The following is a 10,358-nucleotide window of genomic DNA, read 5'->3' as shown; positions in this document are numbered from 1 at the left end:
GCCCAGGGTTACGCTCCGTCGGGTCGCGCACAGGGTGCGCTCCCACAAGAGAGGGCGATGGTTATTGGATGGTCCAGGACTCGATCGACAACCGCACCGAACTGGTCGGGTTGCTGGCGAAGACCTTGGTAGGCAGGGCCGGCTCGCGCTTGTTGTCCCAGCCGGGGTAAGCCACGGTCCAGCCGTCCTGGGTCAGGGTCTTGGGCAGGCCATCGTCGCCGAATTTCAGCTCGGCCGGACCGCTGTCGGCGCGGGTGCCCAGCACCCAGGCGCGCAGGTCGTGGAACGGCACTTGCCAGCCCAGCGCGTTCTGCACCAGCGACTCCACGTCAGGACTGCGCTGCGGACCGCCATCGAGGCCTTCCAGCACCGCACTCACCGGCGTCACCGTCAGCTTGAAGCTCTTGCTGCCAACCGGGCCCCGCACCACGAATTCGTAATTGTCGCCGTTCTGCGTCCAGGTCAGCGTGCCGCTGCCACCCTCTTTCTTGCCATTGACCTCGCCGGACACGCCGATCTTGCCTTGCAGGACCCAATGATCGGTCTTCTCCAAAAGATGCTCGCGGGCACGCTGCTCGTTGAGCAGCACCGCGTAATCGGCCTGGGGTTGCGGACGGATGGCTTCCTTATGGACGCAGGCGGCCAGCAGCAGCGGCAAGGCTGCCGCGAGGAGTCGAATCGGAAGCTTCATGGATTGAGGCGCTTGAGGGTGTTGTGGAGGTTGATGCTTTGCGGGTCGATCTTACGCACTTCGTCGAAGACGCGGCGCGCGTCTTCCTGGCGCCCCTGTTTCCACAGCACTTCGCCCAGATGCACGCCTACGTCCGCGTCCTTGTGCGCCGTCCAGGCGCCGCGGAGCGTGGTTTCGGCCAGGTCCAGATGCCCCAGCCGGTACTGCAGCCAGCCCCAGGAATCGAGGATGGCCGGGTCGTCCGGACGTGCTGCACGGGCCTGCTCGATCAGGCGCTGCGCCTCGGGAAGATCGCGGTTGGCGTCAGCCAGCGTGTAGCCGAGTGCATTGGTGGCATCGGTGTCGTCAGGCTTGAGCTGAAGCAGATGACGGAAATCATTGACCGCCTGGTCGGTCTGGCCGGCGGAGGCATAGGCCAGCCCGCGGCCATACAGCAGGCCCGGATCATCCGGCGTCACCTGCAGCGCCCGGCTGAAAGCGCGCTCGGCCTGGCTGTACTGCTGTTCGTCCATGTACAGCTCGGCGTCTACCTCGTAGGCGCGGCGAAGCATGGCCGGCTGGTCGAGGTAGTCGGTCTGCATCTGCGCGAGCTGCTCGTGCGCTTCGGCGCTGCGGCCCAGATCCTGCAGCAGCACGGCGCTGCGCAGGTCGGCATCGAAAGCGTGATCGTCATCGTCGGCGACCTGGTCGTACCACTTCAGCGCCTCATCTTTTTTGTCGAGCATCTCGGCCATCTGGCCCAGCAGGTAGGCGCTGCCCTGGCGCACGTCGTCCGGCGAGTGCTGCAGCTGGGTATACAGGCGATTGATGGTCTTGGTGTCGTGGGCGCGTGCGGCAAAGGCGGCGCGCATGGCGTAGGTGTCGGCGTCCTGCGGGCCACTGTCGAGCATGTGCGCGGCGGCGGCGTAATCACCGCCCTGCCCCAGCAGGGTCGCGTAGGCGAGACGTAGCTGGGTGTTCTTCGGGTCCTTGGCCAGCGCCTTGTCGAACAAGGCCTTGGCGCCGTTCTTGTCGCCGTCGTGGTACCGCATCTGGCCCAGCCAGGCATAGGTCTCGGCGGTGCCGAACCGCTTTACGGCGGCCTCGGCGATCTGCAGCGCATACGCATGACGGCCCAGCTTGTCGCCCAGTTCGCTCATCGCAAGCCAGGCCTGCGGGTCGTTGGGCAGGCGTTGCGGGGTGGCCACGGCCTCCAGCAACTGGGCGGATTGGGCGGCGTCGCGGCCGCTGACCAGTACCCGTCCGAACTGCCGCCATGCATCCGGATCGCCGGTATTGACCAGGATTTCCAGCTGACGGCGTGCCTCCTGGGTATCGCCCTGACTCAGTGCCAGCTGGGCGCGCGCCTGGGCCAAAGGCGCCGGCTTGCCGCCGAGGGCCTGCCAGCGGGCTATCGCCGCGTTGGCGCTATCGGTGTCACGCACCGCGATCGCCAGCGCAGCCGCCTGCTCAGCCACTTTGGGATCGAGCGACAACTGCGAGGCGCGGCTGTAGGCCGCCGACGCCGCCTTGAGATCGGTGCGGGTGAGCGCCATCTCGCCAGCAAGCAGCTGGGCCATCAGGTCGTGATCCTCATCGGGCACCGCGACCACCAGTCGACCCAGCGGCTGCTTGTCGTTGGCCAGCGAACGTCCCGACGAACCTGAGACGGTGGCGCACCCGGCCAAGGCCAGCGCCGCCAGACCGCCGACCGCAAAATGCCGCAGTTGCTTGAACTTGGACCACCTGCTCAGCACACTATTCTCCGCTCATCCGTCCGTGACACGGCCGTATCCACAATGTAGAACGGTCGTTGCTAACCGCTAGTTTACGCCGGATGCCCTTCGCCTCGAATCGCCCTGAACCATGAAGCTCATCGCCTTAGGGCTCAACCACCTCACCGCGCCGGTCAATTTGCGCGAACAAGTGGCATTCGATGCGGAGGCCGCCGGTGTGGCCCTGCAGGCGCTCGCCCGCGAGCCCGGCGTGGAAGAGGCGATGATCCTCTCCACCTGCAACCGTACCGAGCTTTATGTGAGCGTTTCGGCAGGAGCCGAGGACGTTCCGCAGGCATGGCTGAGCCGACACCACCATCTGACTGCGGGCAAGCTGGACGAGTTCCTCTATCGTCATGACGAAGATGAAGCCGTGCGTCACATGTTCCGTGTGGCGACCGGACTGGACTCGATGGTGCTGGGCGAACCGCAGATTCTTGGGCAGGTGAAGGACGCCTACCAGCAGGCGCGCGATGCGCAGGCCCTGCGCGCACCGATGGAGCGCCTCCTGCAGCACACCTTTGCCGTCGCCAAGCGCGTGCGTACCGATACGCGCATCGGCGCGCACACCGTGTCGGTGGCGTTCACCGCGGTGCGCCTGGCCGAACAGGTGTTTACCGATCTTCGTCAGGCCTGCGTGTTGCTGATCGGCGCGGGCGACACCATCGAACTGGCGGCACGCCATCTGGTGGACAAGCAGGTGCGCCGGCTCATCGTGGCCAACCGCACGCTGGAAAACGCGCAGGAACTGGCGACCCGCTATGGCGGTTATGCCATTGCGCTGAGCGACCTGCCGCAGCACCTGGCGGAAGCGGACATCGTGATCAGCTCCACCGCAGCCCGCCAGCCGATCGTGACGCGCAGCATGGTGGAGAAGGCCGTGACGGCCCGCCGCCGCAAGCCGATGTTCATGGTGGACATTGCCGTGCCGCGCGACATCGAAGCGGCGGTCGGCGAACTGGACGACGTCTTCCTCTATGGCATCGACGACCTGCGCCAGGTGATCGACGACAACCGCCGCTCGCGTGAAGCCGCCGCGCGCGAAGCCGACGCCATCATCGACCTGCAAGTGGAACGATACATGGCCTGGCGTCGCGCGCTGTCGCTGCGCAATCCGGCGGTGGATCTGCGCCAGCATGCGGAAGGCTATCGCGACGAAGTGCTGGAAAAAGCACGCGCCATGATTGCGCGCGGCAAGTCGCCTGACGAAGCGCTGGCGTACCTGGCCAATACACTGACCAACAAATTGCTGCACCACCCCAGCGCGCGCCTGCGCGAGGCAGCCCTCAGCGGCGACATGGATCTGCTGCATGCAGCCGGCCGTCTTTATGGCATTACGGAGAAGCCTGAGGTCAACGAAGAGTAGCGGGCCCCGAGAAAATCCAAGCGTCACCTCGCTGTTTCTCGTCCCTCACCTCTTCGCGTGCCTCTGCCATGACTCCTTCGATCCGCCGCAAACTCGAATCCCTTGCCGAACGCCATGAAGAAATCGGACTGCTGCTCGCGCAGCCCGATGTGCAGGCGGACAACAACCGCTTCCGCGAACTGTCGCGCGAATACGCGCAGCTCGAACCGGTGACGAACTCGCTGCGCGAACACGATGGCGCCGAGCGGGAGCTCAGCGAAACGCGTGCGATGCTGGACGATCCCGAGCTGCGCGAGATGGCCAGGGACGATATCGGCCGTCTCGAACAACGCCTGGCCGAACTCGACGACGAGCTGCAGATCTTGCTGCTGCCGAAAGATCCGCGCGACGAGGCCAACCTGTTCCTGGAAGTGCGCGCCGGCACCGGTGGCGACGAGGCGGCGATCTTCGCCGGCGACCTGTTCCGCATGTATACGCGTTACGCCGAGCGTCGCCGCTGGCATGTCGAAATATTGAGCGAGAACCACGGCGAGCACGGCGGCTACAAGGAAGTGGTCGCGCGCATCGAGGGCAAGGGCGCGTATTCGCGGCTGAAGTTCGAATCGGGCACGCATCGCGTGCAGCGCGTGCCGGAGACTGAATCGCAGGGGCGCATCCATACCTCGGCGGCGACGGTGGCGATCCTGCCGGAGATGGACGATATCGACGAGATCGAGATCAGTCCGTCCGACATCAAGACCGATACSTTCCGCGCCTCGGGYGCSGGYGGCCAGCACGTCAACAAGACCGATTCGGCSRTKCGCATCACCCACCTGCCGACCGGCATCGTGGTGGAGTGCCAGGACGAGCGCAGCCAGCACAAGAACCGCGCGCGAGCCATGAGCCTGCTGAAGGCCCGCCTGCTGGATGACGAGCGCAGCAAGCAGGCCGCGGTGCAGGCCGAGTCGCGCCGGCTGCAGGTGGGTTCCGGCGACCGCAGCCAACGCATCCGCACCTATAACTTCCCGCAGGGCCGCATCACCGACCATCGCATCAACCTCACGCTCTACCGTCTTCCGGAAGTGCTGCAGGGCGATATGGACGAGCTGGTGGATACGCTGACCCGCGAAAACCAGGCCGACGAGTTGAAGGCGCTCACCGCCGGCTGAGCGGTCGACCCGTAAGTACGGATTGGCAGCCATGCCCACCCTGCGTTAGTTTGGCGGGATGACTGACCTCTTTACCCCCTCTTCTCAGGTGCTCGCTCAGCAGATTGTCCAATTGCTCGAGCGCGGTGCGTTCCATGATGGCGAACAGGCTGCCGCCGAGGCGTGCGCGCAGTATCCCGACGACGGCGAACTGGCGCGCCTGCGCGGCGTGGCCCTGCTCCAGCTGCAGCGGCCGGCCGATGCCGTGAAAATACTGGAGCAGGCGGCCCAGCTGGCGCCGCAAAGCGTGGAAGTGCAGTGCAACCTCGGCAGCGCCCAGCTCGCCAATGGCGACGCCGACGGCGCCATCGAGCACCTGCGCGCCGCCCTGCGGCAGTCGCCCGGCCACCCGGCCATCCTGTTGACGCTGGGCAACGCCTTGATGGCGGCCGCCCGCTTCCAGCACGCCCGCGAGTCCTATGCCATGGGCACCCATGGCGCGCCGGCCCATCCGGGCCTGCGCCTCAACCTCGCGGCGGCCGAGCTGGAGCTGGGCAACATCGACCAGGCCAAGACGCATACCGACGAAGCCTTGCAGCTGCATCCTCGTTTCGACGCTGCCTATGCCTTGCGCGGCCGCATCCTGCAGACCCAGGGCAGCGGCGCCGAGGCGACCAAGGCGTGGCTGACGGCCGAACGCATTTCGCCGCGCAATCCGCAGTACCCGTTCGCCGCCGGCCAGGTGATGGAGGACAGCGGCGAACTGGCTGCGGCCGCGCAGGCCTACGAGCGCGCGCTTCAACTCAATCCGAACGACGGCCGCACGCTCAGCCAATTGCTGTTCCTGCGCCGCCGCCTGTGCGACTGGCATGACCTGGACGAACTGAGCCAGCGGCTGCAGCAGGCGATTGCCGACGAAACCGCCGTGGTCAGCCCCTTTGTCACGCTGTCCGAAGACATCGATTCCGAGCTGCAGCTGAAGGCCGCCAAGGCGTTTGCCGCCGTGGTCGAGCAGCAGCTTGCCGCGTTGCGCAAGCAGCAGGACTTCAGCCATGCCAAGCCGGCCCCGGACAGTCCGGTGCGCGTCGGTTTCGTGGCCGACGGCTTCAACGATCACGCCACCGGCTTGCTGGTGGTGGCCATGTTCGAGGCGCTCGCCAACGACGACGACCTGGATCTGCACCTGTTCGCCACCACGCGCGACGATGGTGGCTCGATCCGCCGCCGCCTCGCTGCCGCGACCACCATGCACGACGTCTCGGCGCTCAATCCCGCGCAGGTCGCGCAGCGCATCCACGACACGGGCGTGGAAGTACTGGTCGACCTCAATGGTTACTCGGGGCGCGACAACGCCGAACTTTTTGCCCTGCGCCCCGCGCCCATCCAGGTGAACTGGCTGGCTTATGCGGGCAGCATGGGTGCCCCGTGGATGGATTACCTGGTGGCCGACAAGGTCATCGTGCCGGACGATCAGCGCGCCACGGTAAGCGAAAAACTGCTGCGCCTGTCGCGTTGCTACCAGCCCAACGACAACACCCGCGAGGTGGCGCAACCGCCATCGCGCGCCGAGTGCGGCCTGCCCGAGCAGGGAACGGTGTTTGTCTGCTTCAACAACAGCTACAAGATCAATCCCGCCTCGTTTGCCCGCATGATGCTGGTGCTGCAGCAGGTGCCGGACAGCGTGCTGTGGCTGCTCAGCGGCGTGGATGGCGCCGACGACCGCCTGCGCGCCGCCGCCAGCGCGGCCGGCATTGCGCCAGAGCGGCTGGTGTTCCTGCCGCGCATGCCGCACCAGGACTATCTCTCGCGCTACGTGCACGCCGACCTGTTCCTCGACACCCTGCCGTACAACGCGCACACGACCGCCTCCGACGCACTGTGGGCCGGTTGTCCCGTGCTCACCTGCACCGGCCGCACCTTCGCCGGACGGGTCGCCACCAGCCTGCTTCAGCAGCTGGGATTGCCCGAGCTGATCTGCGAGGACGAGGAAGCCTTTATCGCCATGGCGACCCAGCTTGGCAACGATCGCGAGGCGCTGCGCACGCTGCGCCAGCACCTGTCGCAGCAGCGCACGCAGAGCTCGCTGTTCGACATGCAGGGATTCGCCAGCGACTTCCGACGTGCCGTGCAGGCGATGAGTGCGCGCTACCGCATTGGACGCAAGCCGGCCGATCTGGATCTGTAAGCGCTGGCGGCGGCAGGGTTGGGGCGGTTTCTTCACTCCGTCCTTGCCCTGACTAGGGAAAATGCCAAGGGTCTTTACCCAAGGAGTCGCACCATGGGCAAGAAGAAACAGACCTATCGCCACGCCATGGCCGAGCTGCAGCTGGAGCTGGCTGGCCTGCATCGCTGGTTGCAGCGTAGCGGCCACCGGCTGGTGGTGATTTTCGAAGGGCGCGACGCGGCCGGCAAAGGCGGCACCATCAAGGCCATCACCGAGTCCATGGATACGCGCGGCTATCACATTGCGGCGCTGGCCAAGCCTACCGAGGTCGAGTCGTCCCAATGGTATTTCCAGCGCTATGTGGAGCATCTCCCCAGCGCCGGCGAAATCGTGCTGTTCGATCGCAGCTGGTACAACCGCGCGGTGATCGAACCGGCCATGGGCTTTTGCAGCAAGGCCCAGTACAAGGCCTTCATGGCCGCCGTCCCTGCGTTCGAAAAATTGCTCAGCGACGACGGCATCATCCTGCTCAAGTACTGGCTTGCAGTGGATCAGGAGGAGCAGGAAGAACGCTTCGACGAACGCGCCAAGGATCCGCTCAAGCGCTGGAAGCTCTCTTCCACCGACCTTGCCTCGCGCGATAAGTACGAGGAAATCGGCCACCTGCGCGACCTGATGATCGAACGCACCAGTCGACCGCATGCACCATGGTTCGTGGTCGACTTCAATGATCAGAAGCGCGGACGCGTGAACCTGATCCGGCACCTGCTGGAACAGGTGCCGCGCAGCGAAGAGACCATCCCCGAACCCAAGATGCCCAAGCTCAAGGGCAAGCCCAAGGACGAGCAGGTCACGCGCAAGGCGGAATGGGTGCCCGACACGTTCGGCGAGTGAGGCTCAGCCCGCCGCCGCACGCCGCATCTCGCCCAGGTCCAGCTTCTTCATGCCCATGATGGCCGCATGGACGCGTGCCACGCTGGCAGCGTCACCACCGGTCAGCAGCTGCATCATCTCGTCGGGCACCACCTGCCAGGACAGGCCGAAGCGATCCTTGAGCCAGCCGCACTGGCCATTCTTGTCGGCCGCGCCCGCCAGCAGGCCATCCCAGTACTGATCGATCTCTTCCTGCGAGCGGCAGTGCACGACCAGCGACACCGCCTCGTTGAAGCGAAACACGGGGCCGCCGTTCAAGGCTGTGATGTTCTGGCCATCGAGTTCGAAATCCACTGTCATCACCGAGCCCTCGGTGCAGCCGGACGCTGCGGCGCTTGCCGCTGTGTAGCGGGTGGTCATGAGGATGCGCGAATTGGGAAAAATCGACACGTAGAACTGCGCCGCTTCTTCGGCCTGATGGTCGAACCACAGGAACGGCGTGATGCGCTGGAATCGCGTGGACATGCGGCAGTCTCCTTGGTGAAGGACGGCAAGAGGTCGGCCTTATGAGGAAGACGAATAAGGCCGGCCGATTTCGACACGCGGCCTACTCCCCTACGACCCATGTCGCTGCCGCGTGAACGGGGGGCGCCGTGCCAGCGGTTCAAGCTTTGAGCTGCCAAGCCGATAAGACGACTGCCTGAACTCCAGGCACGCGCAGCGGGAGTGCGTCTATGCCAGGAACAGGCCGGGGGGCCGAGCTGGGCAAAGGGGATAGTGCGGCCGATATCGTGTGGCCGTTCGTGATGGTTGTCGTGGTGATGATCGGATTGTGCGTCGCCAGCCTGGACCTCCTGTCGGCGGCGCGCGCCTTCGTGGGCGGCGAAAGTCGCTGGTCCAAGGCCCAGAAGATCGCTGTTTCCAGCCTTCAGCACTATCTGTCCAGCCATGACGAGGCCGATTACCGGCAGTTTCTCGACGCCATCGACGTACCCCTGGGCGATCGCGCGGGACGCGAGGAACTCGATCGCACGTGGCCCGATATGACCGTCGTCGCCGCCGGCTTTCGCCGCGGCGGCACACCGGAAGACGATATTCCCGGCATGGCTCGCCTGTACCGTTATTTTCACGGCGTGGGCAGCATTCGCCGTGCGGTCGATGTATGGGTGGAGGCCGATCGCTCCATCGATCAACTGCTCGCCCTGGGCACCGATGCGCATCGGCGCATCAACACCGACCAGGGATCTGCTGCGTGGGCAGCGGCAGCCAGCGCACATTTGCGCCGCATTGATGAACGCCTTACGCCGTTGGAATACGCCTTCTCAGACGCGCTTGGCAACGCCTCACGCGAGACCTCCAACCTGTTGCGTGTATGGCTCTGCCTCGCCGCGGCGGTGATGGTGCTGGTTGCCACACGGCGCGCGCGGCGCCTGCTCGATGATCGTGTGCGCGTCGCCGATGAACTGCGCGCCAGCGAAGATCGCTTTCAGCTTGCGGTGGCCGGCAGCAACGATGGCCTGTGGGACTGGGACCGCACCACCGGTCACATCTACCTGTCCCCTCGCCTGCGGCAGATGCTCGGACTCAACGTCACGGACGATGGCGCCGCCACCTCGGTATTCCTTTGCATCCATCCGCAGGATCGTCGTCGCGTGATGCGCGCGGTGGCCGCCCACGTGTGGCGCAATCACCCGCTGAACGTGGAATTTCGGGTGCCGCAACGCTATGGCGCACCCCGCTGGTTTCATGCGCGAGGCGCCTCGTCCCGCGACGCGACCGGCAGCTCGCGGCGCATGGCCGGCTCGGTCACCGAGATCACGGAACGACGCAAAGCCGACGCCATGTTGTATGCGGCAAAGGAACGTGCCGAAGTCACCCTGCAGTCGATCGGCGACGCGGTGATCACCACGGATGCCAGGGGTTGCATCGCCTTTCTCAATCCCAGCGCCGAACGCCTTACGCGCTGGAGCACCGATCATGCCCGCGGCCTGGCGGTGGGCGCCATCTGCCAGCTGGTCGAAGAGACCAGCGGCGTGTCCATCGCCGACCCCGTCATGCAGGTGCTGCAAGGACAGCCGGCCTGGAGCCAGCACGACAAGCTCGTCCTGATGCATGCAGGGGGATCAACCACGGCAGTCGACCTGACGGCCACTCCTATCCGCGATCGCAACGGCAATATGGACGGCGTCGTGCTGGTGATGCGCGACGTGAGCCGCGACCGCGAACACGCGGCCCAGCTGAGCTACCAGGCCAGCCACGACGTGCTCACCGGCCTGATCAACCGTCGCGAATTTGAACGCCGTCTTGCGCGCGCCACGACGGCCGCCGAGAGCAACGGGCGCCCATTCACTGTGCTGTATCTGGATCTGGATCAGTTCAAGGT

Annotated in this window: 8 protein-coding genes; 5 read left to right on the top strand and 3 right to left on the bottom strand. The window is 65.6% G+C overall.

Annotated elements, in window-relative coordinates; all coding sequences use genetic code 11:
* Positions 1-61: 61 nt before the first annotated feature.
* A complete protein-coding gene (gene lolB, locus AC1DMG_RS16345; RefSeq protein WP_441605569.1) occupies positions 62-691 on the bottom strand; it encodes a lipoprotein insertase outer membrane protein LolB in 630 nt (209 codons plus the stop codon).
* Complete coding sequence (locus AC1DMG_RS16340) at positions 688-2,427, bottom strand: tetratricopeptide repeat protein (RefSeq protein WP_441605570.1); 1,740 nt, start codon at positions 2,425-2,427, stop codon at positions 688-690. The genes lolB and AC1DMG_RS16340 overlap by 4 nt, the downstream gene beginning before the upstream one ends.
* 109 nt (positions 2,428-2,536) lie before the next feature.
* Here AC1DMG_RS16340 and hemA point away from each other — a divergent pair, with 109 nt between their 5' ends.
* From hemA to ppk2, 4 genes are all read left to right on the top strand, one after another.
* Complete coding sequence (hemA, locus tag AC1DMG_RS16335) at positions 2,537-3,811, top strand: glutamyl-tRNA reductase (RefSeq protein WP_441605571.1); 1,275 nt, start codon at positions 2,537-2,539, stop codon at positions 3,809-3,811.
* Between the two features lie 68 nt (positions 3,812-3,879).
* The gene (gene prfA, locus AC1DMG_RS16330) at positions 3,880-4,959 is read left to right on the top strand and encodes a peptide chain release factor 1 (RefSeq protein WP_477180770.1); all 1,080 of its coding nucleotides are present in this window, start codon (positions 3,880-3,882) and stop codon (positions 4,957-4,959) included.
* Positions 4,960-5,017: 58 nt separating this feature from the next.
* Positions 5,018-7,123 carry an O-linked N-acetylglucosamine transferase, SPINDLY family protein gene (locus AC1DMG_RS16325; RefSeq protein WP_477177743.1) on the top strand — a complete coding sequence of 702 codons (2,106 nt, stop codon included), beginning with the start codon at positions 5,018-5,020 and terminating at the stop codon, positions 7,121-7,123.
* 93 nt (positions 7,124-7,216) lie between these two features.
* Positions 7,217-7,996 (top strand): polyphosphate kinase 2, encoded by a 780-nt coding sequence (gene ppk2 / locus AC1DMG_RS16320; protein WP_441605574.1) that lies wholly within the window; start codon positions 7,217-7,219, stop codon positions 7,994-7,996.
* 3 nt (positions 7,997-7,999) lie between these two features.
* Here the strand turns inward: ppk2 and AC1DMG_RS16315 are convergent, their stop codons facing one another.
* Positions 8,000-8,500: a VOC family protein gene (locus tag AC1DMG_RS16315; RefSeq protein ID WP_441605575.1), complete on the bottom strand. Its 501-nt coding sequence runs from the start codon at positions 8,498-8,500 to the stop codon at positions 8,000-8,002.
* 209 nt (positions 8,501-8,709) lie between these two features.
* On the opposite strand from AC1DMG_RS16315, the gene AC1DMG_RS16310 reads away from it, so the two are divergent.
* Positions 8,710-10,358: PAS domain-containing protein (locus AC1DMG_RS16310; protein ID WP_477180769.1), on the top strand; the 1,649-nt coding region annotated here is incomplete at its 3' end.

The organism is Dyella sp. 01N36, from assembly GCF_056399745.1.
This window is presented reverse-complemented; position numbering and strand designations above follow the sequence as displayed.

Bases quoted from the DNA above. Each gene is read 5' to 3' on its own strand.
- lolB (WP_441605569.1), bottom strand. From the start codon at position 691: ATGAAGCTTCCGATTCGACTCCTCGCGGCAGCCTTGCCGCTGCTGCTG.
- hemA (WP_441605571.1), top strand. From the start codon at position 2,537: ATGAAGCTCATCGCCTTAGGGCTCAACCACCTCACCGCGCCGGTCAAT.
- AC1DMG_RS16325 (WP_477177743.1), top strand. From the start codon at position 5,018: ATGACTGACCTCTTTACCCCCTCTTCTCAGGTGCTCGCTCAGCAGATT.
- ppk2 (WP_441605574.1), top strand. From the start codon at position 7,217: ATGGGCAAGAAGAAACAGACCTATCGCCACGCCATGGCCGAGCTGCAG.
- AC1DMG_RS16315 (WP_441605575.1), bottom strand. From the start codon at position 8,500: ATGTCCACGCGATTCCAGCGCATCACGCCGTTCCTGTGGTTCGACCAT.